Raw genomic sequence first — 15,465 nt, forward strand, 5'->3', positions numbered from 1 at the left:
GTTGGGAAAGCAACGCTCGCGGCGTCGCCGAAGAGGACTCTCCAGCGCCTACCACCCGAGGTCACCGACACCTTGCTCTCCATTCGGAGTACCTCTGTCGTCGCAGAGGTGGCGGGTGGTTACGCTCTGAGCGAGTTCGGCCGCTTGCGGCCGCTGCTCGAGCGCAGAGTGTAGCCACCCGGCGCCTCCTCGCCGCACCCGTACGAACAACGGCGGTTCCCGGCGACGGACAAGCGACGGCACTAGCCCTCGTGCCTGGTACGCAGCTAGCCGGAGCGGGCGGCCCATGCCCGGCGAGCCCCGGTTGGAAGCGACCAGGGGCGCGGATGGCTATACTCTCCGGTCAGCCCCAGCGAAAGTCTCCCCGTGACCCACGAACTCGCCTCGATCATCGATTTCATCCGCTACGGCGCCAGCCGCTTCTCGGCCGCCGGCCTCACGTTCGGCCACAGCCACGACAATCCGATCGACGAGGCCACGCACCTGGTGCTGGCCGCGCTGCACCTGCCGCCGGACATTCCGCCGGCCTACGGCGCCGGTGTCCTCGTGGCGGACGAGAAGGCGAGGGTGCTGGAGCTGATCGAGCGCCGCGTGACCGAGCGCGTGCCGGTAGCCTATCTGGTGGGCGAAACCTGGTTCGCCGGGATGAAGTTCAAGAGCGACCGCCGCGCCCTGGTGCCGCGCTCGCCCATCGCGGAACTGATCGAAGGCCGCTTCACCCCCTGGCTGGACGATCGCCATGTCACCCGGGCGCTGGACCTGTGCACGGGCTCGGGCTGCATCGGCATCGCCATGGCCGAATACAACCCCGACTGGCAGGTCGACCTGGTCGACGTCAGCGACGACGCCCTGTCGCTGGCCAACGAGAACATCGCCTTCCAGCACGTCGAAGACCGCGTGCGCGCCATCAAGTCCGATCTGTTCGCCGGCGTCCAGGGCGAGGTCTACGACCTGATCGTCTCCAACCCGCCGTACGTCACGCACGACGAATACGCCGCCATGCCGCCCGAATACAGCCATGAGCCGGTCCTGGGATTGACCTCCGGGGATGATGGACTGGACCTCACCCTGCGCATGCTCGACGAGGCCGCCGACCATCTCAGCGAGGATGGCCTGCTGATCGTCGAGGTGGGCGACAGCGAGCATGCGCTGGTCGCGCTGCTGCCGCGGGTGCCCTTCGTCTGGCTGGAGTTCAAGGTCGGCCAGATGGGTATCTTCGCGCTGGAACGTCGCGACCTGATCGAGCACGCGGCCGACCTCGCCGCGGCGCGCGCCGCAAGACACTGACCCCATCGGAAACATCGTGTCCTCCAATACGTTCGGCAAGCTCCTCAGCGTCACCACCTTCGGCGAAAGCCACGGCCCGGCGATCGGGTGCGTGGTCGACGGGTGCCCTCCCGGCCTGCCCCTGGAGGCGGCGGAATTCCGCACCGACCTCGAACGGCGCGCCACCGGTCGCTCGCGGCACACCTCGCAGCGGCGCGAGGCGGACGAGATCGAGATCCTCTCGGGCGTCTACGAGGGCGTCACCACGGGCACGCCCATCGCGCTGCTGATCCGCAACACGGATGCGCGCTCGAAGGATTACGGCAACATCCTGGAGACGTTCCGTCCAGGGCATGCCGACTACACCTACTGGCAGAAATACGGCGTGCGCGATCCGCGCGGCGGCGGACGTTCCTCCGCACGCGAAACCACCATGCGCGTGGCCGCCGGTGTCATCGCCAAGAAGTGGCTTGCCCAACGCTACGGGGTAACCGTGCGCGGTCACGTCGCGCAGATCGGCCCGCTGGTGCCGGGCGGCTTCGACGCGGCGGCCATCGAGGGCAATCCGTTCTTCTGGCCCGATGCGTCACAGCTGCCCGAGCTCGAGTCCTACATGGATGCGCTGCGCAAGTCGGGCGATTCGGTGGGGGCGAAGGTCACGGTGGTGGCCGACGGCGTGCCGGCCGGGTGGGGCGAACCCATCTACGGCAAGCTGGACGGTGAACTGGCCGCCGCCATGATGTCGATCAACGCGGTGAAGGGCGTGGAGATCGGCGATGGTTTCGACGCGGTCGCCCAGCGCGGCACGCAGCACCGCGACGAGCTGTCCACCGACGGTTTCCTCTCCAACCATGCGGGCGGCATCCTCGGCGGCATCGCGTCCGGACAGCCGGTGGTGGTGTCCATGGCGTTCAAGCCCACGTCCAGCATCCTCGTGCCGGGCCGCAGCGTCGACCGGGCAGGGCAGCCGGCCGAGGTGGTGACCAAGGGCCGGCACGATCCCTGCGTGGGCATCCGTGCGGTGCCTATCGCGGAGGCCATGATGGCCCTGGTGCTGATGGACCAGGCCTTGCGCCACCGCGCGCAGTGCGGCGACGTGGGCGAGGTGCCGCCGCGCATCCCCGGCAGTGTGGGGAACGGCGCATGACGCGGCCGACGGTCTGGGTCGCCCGCCCGTTCTTTCCCGACATCGTCGACCGGCTACGCGAGCATTTCGAGGTGCGCGCGGAGACCGAGGAACGCTCGTTTTCTCCTGCGGAGCTGACCGAGCGCCTGGCCGACGCCGACGCCGCGATCATCGGGCTGGCCGAGCGGATCGACGCGGGCGTGCTGGAACGCGCGCCCCGGCTCCGCTTCGTGGCCAACCTGGGCGTGGGCTACAACAACCTCGACGTGGATGCCCTGACCGCCGCCGGCGTGGGGGCCTCCAATACCCCCGACGTGCTCAACGAGACGGTGGCCGACTACGCCTGGGCCATGATGCTTGCCGCCGCGCGGCGCGTCGGCGAGGCCGAGCGCTGGCTGCGCGATGGCCAGTGGAAGGGCCCGCGCTTCGAGGGCTGGCTGGGGGCGGACGTTCATGGATCCACCATCGGCATCCTCGGCATGGGTCGGATCGGCCAGGCCATCGCGCGACGCGCCGCCGGTTTCCGCGCCCGGGTGATCTACCACAACCGCTCGCGCCTGGATGCCTCGATCGAGCGCGAATGCGCTGCTACCTATGTCGACAAGGCGACGCTGCTGGCCCAGGCCGACCACCTGATCCTGGTGCTGCCGTTCACGCCGGCCAACCGGCACGCCATCGGCGAGGCGGAGCTGAAGGCGATGAAGCCCACGGCGACGCTGGTCAACATCGCGCGTGGTGGCATCGTCGACGACGCGGCCCTGGCCCAGGCGCTGGCCGAGGGCGGCATCGGCGCGGCCGCCCTGGACGTCTTCGAAGGCGAGCCCCAGGTTCATCCCGACCTGCTTCGGCTGCAAAATATCGTCCTCAGCCCGCACATCGCCAGTGCAAGCCGCGACACACGTCGCGATATGGCGGCGCTGGCTGTGGACAATGTGCTGGCGGCGTTCGGACACGGTCCCCACGCCGGCCGGCCCCCCTCGATTCTCAATCCGGGGGTGCTGGCCGACGCCGGCCTTCCCGGTTCCCCACGCCCTGACGAAAGCGACCGATGAGCAAGAAGACGAGTTACAAGGTGGCCATGGTGGGCGCGACCGGCGCGGTCGGCGAAACCCTCCTTTCGATCCTCGCCGAACGGGATTTCCCGATCAGTGAACTGGTGCCCCTGGCGAGCGAGCGCTCGGCGGGCGGTACGGTCGATTTCGCGGGAAAACCGCACGTGGTGCAGGACCTGGCCACCTACGATTTCGACGGAGTGGACATCGCGTTCTTCTCGGCCGGCGGCTCGGTCAGCCGCGAGCATGCCCCGCGCGCGGCGGCGGCCGGTGCCGTGGTGATCGACAACACCTCCGAGTTCCGTTACCAGGACGACATCCCCCTGGTGGTCTCGGAAGTGAACCCCCACGCCATCGCCGACTACACGGCGCGCGGCATCATCGCCAACCCCAACTGCTCGACGATGGGCATGCTGGTGGCGTTGGCGCCGATCCATCGTGAGGTAGGCATCGAGCGTATCAATGTGGCGACCTACCAGTCGGTGTCCGGCGCAGGCCGCAGCGGCCTGGAGGAACTGGGCAAGCAGACCGCCCAGATGCTCAATTTCCAGGAAGTGGAAGCGGGCAAGTTCCCCAGGCAGATCGCCTTCAACGTCATTCCCCACATCGACGACTTCCAGCCCAACGGCTATACCAAGGAAGAGATGAAGATGGTCTGGGAGACCCGGAAGATCCTCGAGGATCCGTCGATCCAGGTGAATCCGACCGCCGTGCGCGTTCCGGTGTTCTACGGCCATTCCGAGGCCGTGCACATCGAGACCCGCGACAAGATCACGGCCGAGCGCGCCCGCGAACTGCTCGAGGCGGCCCCGGGCGTCGTCGTGCAGGACGAGCGCAAGGCCGGCGGCTATCCGACCCCGGTCGGCGACGCGGCCGGCAAGGACCCGGTGTTCGTCGGGCGCATCCGTGAGGACATCTCCCACGAGCGCGGCCTGGACCTCTGGGTCGTGGCCGACAACATCCGCAAGGGCGCTGCGCTGAATGCCGTGCAGATCGCGGAGATCCTGATCGAGGATTACCTGTAATGCATCGACGCGTCGTCGTCGCCTGTCTGCTCGTGTCGCTGTCGCCCTGGGCGATGGCGGCATCGCAGGTGACGCCGACCGAAAGCCCCGCCGCCGCACGCGCGAGGCTGGAGGCCGCGCAGCGGCAGGCGGACGCCGAAAACGTCCGGGTCAGGCAACTCAAGGCCCGGGTCGATACGCTGGAGTCGCATTCCGACGCGGCGGCGAAAGCCCTGGCCGAGCGCGATCGCAAAATCGCCGAGCTGCAGAAGCAACTCGCCGGACAACACCCGTGACGGCCTCGGTCGGCACGGTTTGACGAACAAAGGGGGCGTGTACAGGGTTCGCGAACGACAGCAGGGTTGTCGCGTAACTACCCGTGTACGCTATTGTTAGTTGTTGCTGGGGTGCACTACAGTGGCGCCTTCGCGGCCGATCGCCCGAAAGAGGCGCGCCGTCAGCATGATTTTAGTTCGGGGGAAGTCGTAATGAACCGTACGTTGAAGCTGTCGATCATGCTGGCGCTACTCACGGGAGGCGGCCAGGCATGGGCGCAGAACCTGGGCCCGGTCCAGATGCGCTCCACCATGGAACAGCCGCTGGTCGCGGAAATCCCGCTGAGCGGCGTGTCGGGTAGCCTCGACAGCGTTCATGTCGCCCTGGCCTCCGACGAGGCTTTCTCCCGCGCCGGCCTCAGCCGCGAGGGCCTGCCTGTCGCGCTCAACTTCACCGTGGCCCGCAACGCCGGTGGCCAACCCGTCATCCGCGTGACCAGTGGCGCGCCCGTGCGCGACACCTATCTCGATTTCCTCGTCGAGGTGTACACGGGCGGCAACAAGGTGGTCCGCGAGGTCACCATGCTGCTGGACCCGCCGGGCACCCCGATCTCCGCGCCGTCCGTCGGTGCGCCGACGCCCACGGCGCGTCCGTCGCGTACCTCCGAGGTGCCCTCGCGCACGGCCGAAGCCGCCCAGCCCCGTCCATCGCGCAGTGAAGCCGCGGCACCGTCCGCCGCCGCAGCGCCGTCTGCCGCGCCGGACAGTGCGCCGACGCGCTCGTCCCCGCGTGCGGCGCCGGCCGCCGGCGGCTCCTACGGTCCGGTGCAGCGGGGCCAGAGCCTGTCCGCCATCGCGCGGGACCATGCCGGCGGCGGCGACATGAACCAGATGCTGCTGGCCCTGCACAAGGCCAATCCTGATGCGTTCTATCGCGACAACATCAATGCGCTGAAAACCGGCGCGGTGTTGCGCGTGCCGTCACCGGAAGATGTCCAGGCCCAGTCCGCGGCGTCCGCGCTGGCCGAGGTGCGTCGCCAGAACGAGGCATGGCGCGCCGGCTCGGCTCGTAAGCCGTCTGTCGTCGCCGATGGCGCGGCCACCGGTGCCACGCAGGACACCGGCAAGGCCACGACTCCCGCCAACGACCGCCTTGCCATCGTCCCGTCGAAGGATGGCGGTGAAGCGGCATCCACGCGCGCCGGCACCCGCGACGGCAAGGGAGACGCGCAGGTGGCCGGCCTGAAGCAGGCGCTGACCACCCAGCAGGAAAACGTCGCCTCGCTCAAGCAGCAGGGCGCCGAGCTCACCTCCCGCGTCAGCGATCTCGAGGCGATCAATACCAAGAACCAGCGGCTGCTCAGCCTGAAGGACGCCGAGATCGCCGAGCTCCAGCGCAAGCTGGCCGACGCGCGCAAGGGGGGCGATCAGGCGGCCCCGGCAGCTACCGCCGCCGCGAAGCCGACGCCTGCGTCCGCGCAGCCGCCGGTCGCGGCACCCGCCGCTGCCTCGCCCGCCGCGACGGCACCGGCCGTAGCGACCTCGCCGGCGACGCCCGCATCGTCCGGCCCGGCCCGGCCCGCATCGGCGGCGCCGGCCGCCACGGTGGCCACCGCGCCGCTGAAGGATGCCGCGAACACCGCACCGGCCGCGACGCCGGTCCCGAAACCCGCCGGCGTGACGCCCGTGCAGGTCGACGACAATCCCTGGTACATGCAGCCCTGGGCGTGGGGTGGCGGCGCCGTCGTCATCCTGCTGCTTCTGGTGGCAGCCGTGTTCGGCCGTCGCAAGCCGAAGCCGGAAGAGGCGACACCGGCCTCGCTGGCCGACCGGTTCGGCCAGCAGGAACCGACCTTCGGCGAGTACGGCCACAACGATGCGATCGACCCCGACCAGCGCGAGATCCTCGACGTCCTGGCCGAGCATCCGGACGACATCGGCCTGCACCTGGAACTGGTCAGCCTGTACTACCGCCGCCGCGACGTCGACCATTTCGAGGCCGCCGCCGAAGCCATGTTCGCCCACGTCGCCGACCCGGATCAGCCGGAGTGGCGCGAGGTGGTGACCATGGGTGAGGATCTTGCGCCCACCCATCCGCTGTTCGGTGGCGTCCCGGTGGACGAGATCGACGAGCCGTACGACACCTATACCGCCGGCTCGCCCCACACCGCCGACGAGGTCGCCGCGCTCGAGGAATTCGACCTGGGTCACTACGTGACCAGCCCGGAAGACGACGAGTTGCCGCTGCGTCCCGAGCCGCAGAAGCATAGCGAGTACCACTTCAACTTCGACCTGACGCCGGTCCAGCGCGCCGAGGCCGAGCATCGCGCCAACGCGCCCGATGTCTTCGACGTGGACGCGCCCGAATCGCCGTACAACGAGGCGCCGCTGCACGACGCGGCACACCACGACACCGATGCGGCCGACGAGCGGCACGTGCCGCCGGCCTCCACCTTCGGCGATATCCTGGGCGAGCAGACCCGCGCGCACGAGGAACCCGCGCCGAGCTGGTCGTTCGACGAGGATCGCGACGGGCTGGCCGAGGTGCCTGCACCGCTCGACGAGTCGCACCGCGCCGATACGCTGGTCGAAGGGCACGAACATCACGCAGAGCAGCCGCGATTCGACGAGCCCCGCTTCGATGAAGGGCGTCCCGACGAGCATCGTCTGGACGAGCCCCGCTTCGACGAGCCGCCGGCCTTCCCGACGTTCCCCGACGAGGAGCCGCTCACGGATCACGTGCGCGACAACTTCAGCGACGACCCGGTCGACACCAAGCTCGACCTGGCCCGTGCCTACCTCGACATGGGCGACGCCGAAGGCGCCCGCATGATGCTCGACGAGGTGATCGCCGAAGGTACGCAGATGCAGAAGGACACGGCCAAGCGGATCCTCGACGACATCGTCTGATCCGGGGGTTCGCCCCTGCGAAGGCCCCGGTGCGTGCACCGGGACCTTCGTCGTTTCGTGTCAGGGCACTTATGTCCGGTCGAACACGAGTTCGCGTTCCGGCCAGCGAAGGGCGCCCAGCCGGGTCAGGAAGGCTTGCGCCGCCATGCGCTCCTGGAATCGTCGGCCCACCGAATAGTCGATGCAATAGACGTTGCGGTCGGGCCCCAGCGCCTCGTCGAAGGGAACCCCTTCGAACAGATCCTTGCCGCCCTTGCCGAAGGCGCGCCTGTCCACCGACACCGGCCAGCGCCAGTAGTGGCCGATGACGACGGGCACGGTGCCGCGATAATCGTTCCACCAGGCGGCCCGCTCGACCATCCGCCATTTTCCGCTGCTGAAGAAAGGCGCCTCGCCGATCCGCTCCACGCCGGAGGTCAGCACGCGAACGGGGTTGCCCATCTGGCGGATCTCGTCGACCTGCGCCATGCCGTGGAGCATGCTCATGGCGGCATCCGGGTCGCGAAGGGAGTCGCCGATGTGCTTCGCGTCGTTGTCGGCCGCGACGAGCAGGCCACTGCTCACCAGCCGCGCTTCCGCGGCGTCGTCAGCCACCGTGAACAGGTCGGCCACGGTGTCGACGGTCGCTGTCTTGATCTCCTGCACGGACGTTTCGTTCCAGCAGGCATGCACGACACGTAGTTCCGGGCTTTCGAGGGCGATGGGCAGGTCGCCGAAAAAGGACAGGTAGTCGCTCCGCCTACCGGCATCCGCATCGGTCGAGGTGAGGAACTTGCCTTCGTCGCGGTCGTGGTTGTCCTCGAAGAACCAGCCGTTTCCTTCCTTGCGTGAGCCCCGCAGGATATTCAGCTCGTGATTGCCGAGTACGCATTGCGCACGTCCCGCGGCGACCAGCGCGCCAACCAGGTCGAGCACGGCGGGGCTGTCCGGGCCGCGGTCGCACAGGTCACCGACGAAGACGAGGCGTCGCCCCTCGGGGTGGTGGCCCTGTGCGTCGTAGCCCATGCGGGAAAGAAGCTGATGCAGTGCCTCGATTTCGCCGTGCACATCGCCGATCAGGTCGAGCGGTCCGTCGAACAGCTTTCCTATGAGCGCCATGGCTTGCCTTCTGTGTTGTTGCGATGGGGACGTGGTGGAGATGCGCTTGCCGGTGCATGCGATGTCGTCGCTGGCATGCCGGCGGAAGGTACCATCCTCGCCGCGTTGCACGATGTATTCGTTTTTCGGGTGCAGACGCCTGAGTCGATGTTGTGCAGGGCTTCCTTCGTGGCGGATGCCTTGAGGGTTCGCGGACATCGTCCGCTCCTACACATGCGTTGCGTTTGCCTTATGGTAACATATATGGCACCATATCCTCCTGAACAAAGGATTGGTGGATGGTCACAATTCAGGAATACGTCGCAGACGACGGGCGCAACTATTACCGTGAATGGTTCAACAGCCTCACCGCGCCTGCCGCCGCCAAAGCGGCCACGGCCGTTGCCCGTATGGCGGCGGGCAATACCTCAAATCTCAAAGGCATTGGCAATGCGTTGGCTGAGTGGAAAACGATTGGGGTCCTGGAATTCGCCTTTATGTACACCAGGACGGTGACCGGCTCGTAGTTATGCTCGGTGGCAGCGACAAAGGCGATCAGTCTGCTGCAGTCAATGCGGCGGCGGCGCTGGCCGCGGAATATAAAGTGCGCAAAAAAGCAGCTACGAAGTGGGTCAGATCAGCAGAAAAAATTGCCAGCAAACACGTAGGAAATAAAACCAGCAAAGCCGGCAAGAAAAAATAGCCGTCCAAATGACGGTATGAACATCCTGATCAAGGAGCCTTTATGGCACTGACAGTAGACTATCGCGAAACCATCGCGAATCGCATCAAAGAAGATCCTGAATTCGCAAGCGCGCTTCTTGACGAAGCCATGGCACTCATGGTGAATGGTGAAGCCGAGGCTGCACGCCTCCTCATGCGTGACCTCACCCATGGATTGGTCGGGTTCGAAACCCTCGCCCAGGCCACGGGAACGCCGTCCAAATCGTTACATCGGATGCTTTCGCCTCGCGGCAATCCGAGCATGAATGTACTGTCCGGCATTTTTGCCGAACTTGTGAAGGCCACGATCCATGCGCGGGCATTGGTGCATGTAAGCGCTGAGCCTCTCGTCGCCTGAAGCTGGGTGGACCAGGTTGATCTTCATGACGACCAAACGGAGACGTGGGTGAGACTCGTTGTCTGAAGAGCTGGCTTCGTGTTGCGGTGTGAGACGCCTGCGTTGATGTTGTGGAGGGCTTCTTTCGTGGCGGATGCCTTGAGGGTTCGCGGACATCGTCCGCTCCTACCTGGGCATTTGTTGGGTAGTCAGTCCGGGCGTTTGGTGGGTGGCCAGTCCGGGTTTTTGTTGGGCGGCCGGCATGGACTTTTGTTGGGTGGCCAGTTCGGCCTCGAAGTTTTGCCGTGCGTCGGTGGCATAGGCGCGGCAGCCGGCGGGGTCGATCATGGCGTCCGTGCCGTCTTGCTTGCGCTTTGCGACGCGTTCCCAGAAATCGACCATCTCCGGATGCGGGGCGATGGGGATATCGCAGGGCAGGTCGGCGACGACGGCAAAGCTGTGTTCGAAATCCCGGACGATGTCGGGATATCGGGCATTTCCTACCAGATGGAAGCCTGGGGCGGAAAGGCTGCCCACGTCGACCACGGCAAGACAGCGCTTTCCCTCGCAGGACGTCCATGTCCAGGTCGTGTTGCCCTTGGTATGGCCAGGTGTCGCGTGGGCCGTTACCGTCAGGTCGCCCAGGTGCAGCACGTCGCCGTCCACGACCGTTCGGTCCACGCGCACGGGCGGGAAAGCGAACCGGTCACCGTACTGGGGATCGTCGGTACCGCCACGTTCCAACAAGGCGGCATCGGCCGTGTTGGCGATCACCTGTGCGCCCGTATCGGCGGCCAATCGGGCCAGGTCGCCTGCATGGTCGGAGTGCGCGTGCGTGTTGAGTATCCATTTGATGTCGTGCAGGCGTATGCCTAGTTGGCGCAGGTTCGCCTCGATCAGGGCAGCATCGCCCGGCACGCCCCCGTCGATCAGGATGTGTCCTGCAGGCGACGCAATGAGGAAAACGCCCAGACCCCTGGGGCCGACAAACCACGTATTGCCGTAGATGCGGAAGGGCTTCTGCGGCGCGGTCCATGATGGGCTTGCGGCGATGTTCCGGCGCAGGTCCGTGGACATCCGGTACGACGCGTTCGATGCCGTCGTCGCGGGTCGTGCGGTCGCTTCGCCCCGGGCGGCGTCGCTGGCTGGCGCCGCGGTACAGGCGAAGGCTATCGGGACGAGTAGGGCGCAAAGGAGGCGTGTGTAGGTTAACGATGCCATGGGGTAAGGCCTGCGTGATCGGTAGTCCGCTGCGAGCATGCGGGCCGCACGGGGCCTCCCGGAGGCGTGATTGTGGCAACCCCGGGTCGGCGTGGGTGTGTCCCTACGCCCCCGAACGCACCGCCTGGCGCGCGAATGGTACCCTTGGCGGTTTCCACGGCCCCGACCTCCTTCTCATGCGCATCGCCCTTGGCGTCGAATACGACGGCACCGATTTCTTCGGCTGGCAGCGGCTCAGCCATGCGAAGACCGTGCAGGGTGCGCTGGAGAAGGCGCTCGGCTTCGTTGCCCACGCGCCGGTGGAGGTCACCGCGGCCGGCCGCACGGATGCCGGCGTGCACGGGCGCTGCCAGGTGGTCCATTTCGATACCGAGGTGGTGCGCGACATGCGCGGCTGGATACTCGGTGCGTGCTCCAACCTGCCGCACAGCGTCGCGGTCACCTGGGCGCAGCCGGTGGCCGATGACTTCCATGCGCGTTTCTCGGCGCGGGCCCGTCGCTATCGCTATCGCATCCTGCCGCGCTTCGTGCGCCCCGCGCTGGACGCGCGGTTCGTCGCCTGGGAGCGGCGGCAGATCGATGCGGAGGCCATGCACGAGGCGGCGCAGGCGATCGTGGGTGAGCACGACTTCACGGCGTTCCGTGCCATTTCCTGCCAGGCCGCGCATGCACGGCGCAACGTGCGCGCCATCCGGGTGTTCCGCGAGGATATCCACGTGGTGGTGGAGATCGAGGCCAATGCCTTCCTGCATCACATGGTCCGCAACATCGTCGGGTCCTTGCTGCGGATCGGCCGCGGCGAGGAAGCCGTCGGCTGGATGGCCGAGCTGCTGGCCGGCCGCGACCGCGAGGTGGCCGGTGCCACCGCGCCCGCGGAAGGCCTGACCTTCCTCGGTCCGCTTTATGAAGCCCACTGGGGGCTTCCACGGGAAGTGACGCTATGACCCGGATCAAGTTCTGCGGCCTGACCCGCATCGACGACGTGCAACTGGCTGTACGCCTCGGCGTGGACGCCATCGGTTTGGTGATGACGCGTCGGAGCAAGCGCTTCGTCGATCCCCTGGCGGCGGCGCGCCTGCGCGACGCCGTGCCGCCCTATGTCAGCGTCGTGGCGTTGGTGATGGATGACGAGCCCGCCTTCATCGATGAAGTGGTCAGGGTGGTACGCCCGGACATGCTCCAGTTCCACGGCACGGAAACCGACGCGCAGTGCGCCGCCCATGGCGTGCGCTATACCAAGGCCATCGCGATGGGCGAGGGTGCGCCGGCCCTGGCCCGGCTGCACCTGTTTCCCGGCGCCGCGGGGCTGCTGCTGGACGGGCACGGCCTGGGCGAGCAGGGCGGCAGCGGGCAGCGGTTCGACTGGTCGACCATGCCGCAGGATCTTGCGCAGCCGTTGATCCTGGCCGGCGGCCTGGACGCAGACAATGTGGCGGACGCCATCCGCATCGCGCGGCCGTGGGCGGTGGATGTCTCCAGCGGCATCGAGGTTTCGCCGGGCATCAAGGAAGCGGCTAAGATGGAACGCTTCATGTCCGCCGTACGATGATAGCGAGAACGCAATGACCGAGATCACGGATTTCCACGCCTACCCCGACGCGCACGGCCGTTTTGGCGACTACGGCGGCATCTACGTGGCCGAGACGCTCATGGAACCGCTGGCCGAGCTGACCGCGGCGTACGAGAAGCTGCGTGTCGATCCCGCCTTCATCGCCGAGCTCGACCGCGACCTCAAGTATTACGTCGGCCGTCCCAGCCCGGTCTACCTGGCCGAGCGCCTGACCCGCCACGTCGGTGGCGCGCGCATCATCCTCAAGCGTGAGGACCTCAACCACACCGGCGCGCACAAGATCAACAACACCGTGGGCCAGGCGCTGGTCGCCCGGCACATGGGCAAGACCCGCATCATCGCCGAGACCGGCGCCGGCCAGCACGGCGTGGCCAGCGCCACCGTGGCCGCCCGCCTGGGCCTGAAGTGCATCGTCTACATGGGCGCGGTGGACATCGAGCGGCAGAAGATCAACGTCTATCGCATGCGCCTGCTCGGCGCCGAGGTGGTGCCGGTCACGTCCGGCTCCAAGACCCTCAAGGATGCCCTCAACGAGGCCATGCGCGACTGGGTCACCAACGTGACCGACACCTTCTACATCATCGGCACCGTCGCCGGCCCGCACCCGTACCCGCAGATGGTCCGCGACTTCAACGCCATCGCCGGTCGCGAGGCGCGTGAGCAGACCCTCGAGCAGTTCGGTCGCCTGCCGGACGTCATCACCGCCTGCGTCGGTGGTGGCTCGAACGCCATCGGGCTGTTCCACGCCTTCCTCAACGACCGCGACGTGCGCATCGTCGGCGCCGAAGCTGCGGGCGACGGCATCGACACGGGTCGCCATGCCGCCTCGCTGGCGGCCGGCAAGCCCGGTGTGCTGCACGGCAATCGTACCTACGTGCTGTCGGACGCCAACGGCCAGATCGTGGAGACGCACTCCGTCTCGGCCGGCCTCGACTACCCCGGCGTCGGTCCGGAACACGCGTTCCTGAAAGATGCCGGCCGGGCGGAATACGTCGGCGTCACCGACGACGAAGCCCTCGAGGCCTTCCACCTGCTGGCTCGCACCGAAGGCATCCTGGCGGCGCTGGAGTCCAGCCACGCCATCGCCCAGGCGATCAAGCTGGCGCGTGAACTGCCGAAGGACGGCCTGGTCCTGGCCAACCTCTCGGGGCGTGGCGACAAGGATGTACACACCATCGCCGAGCGCGAGGGGATCCTGCTCTGATGAACCGCCTCGACACGCGTTTCGCCGCACTGAAAGCCGCCGGTCGCACCGGCCTGATCACCTTCGTCACCGCGGGCGATCCCCTGCCTGACGCCGTGGTCCCCATGCTCCATGCGCTGGTGGCCGCCGGCGCCGACGTCATCGAGCTGGGCGTGCCGTTCTCCGATCCCATGGCGGATGGTCCGGTCATCCAGCACGCCAGCGAGCGGGCCATCGCCCAGGGCGTAGGCCTGAACAACGTGCTGGCCTGGGTCGCGGCGTTCCGTGAGACCGACAACGAGACGCCGATCGTCCTCATGGGTTATCTCAACCCGGTGGAGATGTACGGTTACGCGGAGTTCGCCGAGGACGCCGCGGAGAAAGGCGTCGACGGCCTGCTGATGGTGGACTGCCCGTTGGAGGAATCCCACGTCCTGGAGCCCCTGCGCGCGGCGGGGCTGCACCAGATCGTGCTGGCCTCGCCCACGACCGTGGAAACCCGGCTGGACGCCCTTTGCAAGGCGGCTTCGGGCTTCCTGTATTATGTGTCGTTCGCCGGGATCACAGGGTCGGCCCAGCTCAGCACCGGCGACATCGCCGAGCGCGTGGCCGGTATCCGGGCGCGGTCCAACGCGCCGGTGGCCGTCGGTTTCGGTGTGCGCGACGCAGCCAGCGCCGTGGCGATCGGGGCCTTCGCCGATGCCGTGGTCATCGGCAGCGCGCTGGTCGATCGCCTGGCCGGCGCCGCGTCTGCCGACGATGCCGCCGGCCGCGCGCACGATTTCCTTGCGCCCATCCGCGCCGCGCTCGACGCGCGCTGATCCGCACCACCCTTTCGGAGAACCACCATGAACTGGCTGCAGAAAATCATGACGCCGAAGACCCGCGCACCCAGCGCGGCCGCCGGCAAGGGCAAGGTGCCCGAAGGTGTGTGGGAGAAGTGTGCCGGTTGCGGCACCGTGCTCTACAAACCCGAGCTCGAGAAATCGCTGATGGTGTGCCCCAAGTGCGGGCATCACCACGCCATATCGGCGCGCGTGCGCCTCAATGCGTTCTTCGACGAGGGCAGCGCCACCGAGCTGTGGCCGAAGCTCGAGGCCGTCGACGCGCTGAAGTTCAAGGACCAGAAGAAGTACAAGGACCGCGTCGTCGCCGCACAGAAGTCCACCGGCGAGCGCGAAGCGCTGATCGCGATGTCCGGTCGCCTGCTGGAGCGTCCGGTGGTCTCGGTCGCTTTCGAATTCGCCTTCATGGGCGGTTCGATGGGCTCGGTGGTGGGTGAGAAGTTCGCCCGCGCCGCCGAGAAGGCCCTGGCCGATCGTAGTGCGCTGGTCTGCTTCGCCGCCACGGGTGGCGCGCGCATGCAGGAAGGCCTGTTCTCGCTGATGCAGATGGCCAAGACCTCGGCCGCCCTGGCGCGCATGCGCGATGCCGGCGTGCCCTACATCTCGGTGTTGACCCACCCGACCACCGGTGGCGTCTCGGCCAGCCTGGGCATGCTGGGCGACCTCAACGTCGCCGAGCCCAAGGCCCTGATCGGCTTTGCCGGCCCTCGCGTCATCGAGCAGACCGTGCGCGAGACCCTCCCGGAAGGCTTCCAGCGTCCGGACTTCCTGGTCGAACACGGCGCCCTCGACATGGTCGTCGACCGTCGCGAGATGCGCGATACGCTGGGCTCGGTCCTCGGCATCCTCGGCAAGGCGCCGCGCGCCGTCGCCTGA

Annotated in this window: 16 protein-coding genes; 14 read left to right on the forward strand and 2 right to left on the reverse strand. The window is 67.4% G+C overall.

What is annotated here, in order from left to right:
• The first annotated feature begins 366 nt into the window (after window positions 1-366).
• The 6 genes from prmB to FA89_RS11665 all read left to right on the forward strand — a co-directional run bounded on the left by prmB (window position 367) and on the right by FA89_RS11665 (window position 7,633).
• Entirely contained in the window at window positions 367-1,287 is a 921-nt protein-coding gene (prmB, locus tag FA89_RS11640) for a 50S ribosomal protein L3 N(5)-glutamine methyltransferase (RefSeq protein ID WP_036140751.1), read from the forward strand.
• 16 nt (window positions 1,288-1,303) lie between these two features.
• Window positions 1,304-2,413: a chorismate synthase gene (gene aroC, locus FA89_RS11645; protein WP_036140752.1), complete on the forward strand. Its 1,110-nt coding sequence runs from the start codon at window positions 1,304-1,306 to the stop codon at window positions 2,411-2,413.
• Entirely contained in the window at window positions 2,410-3,444 is a 1,035-nt protein-coding gene (locus tag FA89_RS11650) for a 2-hydroxyacid dehydrogenase (RefSeq protein WP_036140753.1), read from the forward strand. The genes aroC and FA89_RS11650 overlap by 4 nt, the downstream gene beginning before the upstream one ends.
• Complete coding sequence (locus FA89_RS11655) at window positions 3,441-4,469, forward strand: aspartate-semialdehyde dehydrogenase (RefSeq protein WP_036140754.1); 1,029 nt, start codon at window positions 3,441-3,443, stop codon at window positions 4,467-4,469. Before FA89_RS11650 ends, FA89_RS11655 begins: the two co-directional genes overlap by 4 nt.
• Entirely contained in the window at window positions 4,469-4,744 is a 276-nt protein-coding gene (locus tag FA89_RS11660) for a hypothetical protein (RefSeq protein WP_036140755.1), read from the forward strand. The genes FA89_RS11655 and FA89_RS11660 overlap by 1 nt, the downstream gene beginning before the upstream one ends.
• A 192-nt stretch (window positions 4,745-4,936) precedes the next feature.
• Window positions 4,937-7,633 (forward strand): FimV/HubP family polar landmark protein, encoded by a 2,697-nt coding sequence (locus tag FA89_RS11665; RefSeq protein ID WP_036140756.1) that lies wholly within the window; start codon window positions 4,937-4,939, stop codon window positions 7,631-7,633.
• A 69-nt stretch (window positions 7,634-7,702) separates the two neighbouring features.
• Here FA89_RS11665 and FA89_RS11670 read toward each other — a convergent pair whose 3' ends face one another.
• A complete protein-coding gene (locus FA89_RS11670) occupies window positions 7,703-8,731 on the reverse strand; it encodes a metallophosphoesterase (RefSeq protein WP_036144187.1) in 1,029 nt (342 codons plus the stop codon).
• 278 nt (window positions 8,732-9,009) lie between these two features.
• Between FA89_RS11670 and FA89_RS11675 the strand changes: the two genes are divergently transcribed.
• From FA89_RS11675 to FA89_RS11680, 3 genes are read left to right on the forward strand one after another with little or no spacing between them, the layout of a single operon-like run.
• Window positions 9,010-9,237 carry a hypothetical protein gene (locus FA89_RS11675; protein ID WP_221174297.1) on the forward strand — a complete coding sequence of 76 codons (228 nt, stop codon included), beginning with the start codon at window positions 9,010-9,012 and terminating at the stop codon, window positions 9,235-9,237.
• A 2-nt stretch (window positions 9,238-9,239) separates the two neighbouring features.
• Entirely contained in the window at window positions 9,240-9,413 is a 174-nt protein-coding gene (locus FA89_RS20475; RefSeq protein ID WP_221174298.1) for a hypothetical protein, read from the forward strand.
• A 42-nt stretch (window positions 9,414-9,455) separates the two neighbouring features.
• Entirely contained in the window at window positions 9,456-9,791 is a 336-nt protein-coding gene (locus tag FA89_RS11680; RefSeq protein ID WP_036140757.1) for a helix-turn-helix domain-containing transcriptional regulator, read from the forward strand.
• A 165-nt stretch (window positions 9,792-9,956) separates the two neighbouring features.
• On the opposite strand, the gene bla is transcribed toward FA89_RS11680, so the two are convergent.
• Window positions 9,957-11,030 (reverse strand): subclass B3 metallo-beta-lactamase, encoded by a 1,074-nt coding sequence (gene bla, locus FA89_RS11685; RefSeq protein ID WP_240003888.1) that lies wholly within the window; start codon window positions 11,028-11,030, stop codon window positions 9,957-9,959.
• Window positions 11,031-11,167: 137 nt separating this feature from the next.
• Here bla and truA point away from each other — a divergent pair, with 137 nt between their 5' ends.
• The 5 genes from truA to accD are packed head-to-tail and all read left to right on the forward strand — an operon-like array spanning window position 11,168 to window position 15,465.
• Window positions 11,168-11,935, forward strand: a complete 768-nt coding sequence (gene truA / locus FA89_RS11690; protein ID WP_036144191.1) for a tRNA pseudouridine(38-40) synthase TruA — start codon at window positions 11,168-11,170, stop codon at window positions 11,933-11,935.
• Window positions 11,932-12,540 (forward strand): phosphoribosylanthranilate isomerase, encoded by a 609-nt coding sequence (locus tag FA89_RS11695; RefSeq protein WP_036140758.1) that lies wholly within the window; start codon window positions 11,932-11,934, stop codon window positions 12,538-12,540. Before truA ends, FA89_RS11695 begins: the two co-directional genes overlap by 4 nt.
• A 13-nt stretch (window positions 12,541-12,553) precedes the next feature.
• Window positions 12,554-13,765: a tryptophan synthase subunit beta gene (gene trpB, locus FA89_RS11700; RefSeq protein WP_036140759.1), complete on the forward strand. Its 1,212-nt coding sequence runs from the start codon at window positions 12,554-12,556 to the stop codon at window positions 13,763-13,765.
• Window positions 13,765-14,565 carry a tryptophan synthase subunit alpha gene (gene trpA, locus FA89_RS11705; RefSeq protein ID WP_036140760.1) on the forward strand — a complete coding sequence of 267 codons (801 nt, stop codon included), beginning with the start codon at window positions 13,765-13,767 and terminating at the stop codon, window positions 14,563-14,565. Before trpB ends, trpA begins: the two co-directional genes overlap by 1 nt.
• Before the next feature lie 27 nt (window positions 14,566-14,592).
• The gene (accD, locus tag FA89_RS11710) at window positions 14,593-15,465 is read left to right on the forward strand and encodes an acetyl-CoA carboxylase, carboxyltransferase subunit beta (protein ID WP_036140761.1); all 873 of its coding nucleotides are present in this window, start codon (window positions 14,593-14,595) and stop codon (window positions 15,463-15,465) included.

This window comes from Luteibacter sp. 9135, assembly GCF_000745005.1.
In the GTDB taxonomy this organism is placed as follows: Bacteria; Pseudomonadota; Gammaproteobacteria; order Xanthomonadales; family Rhodanobacteraceae; genus Luteibacter.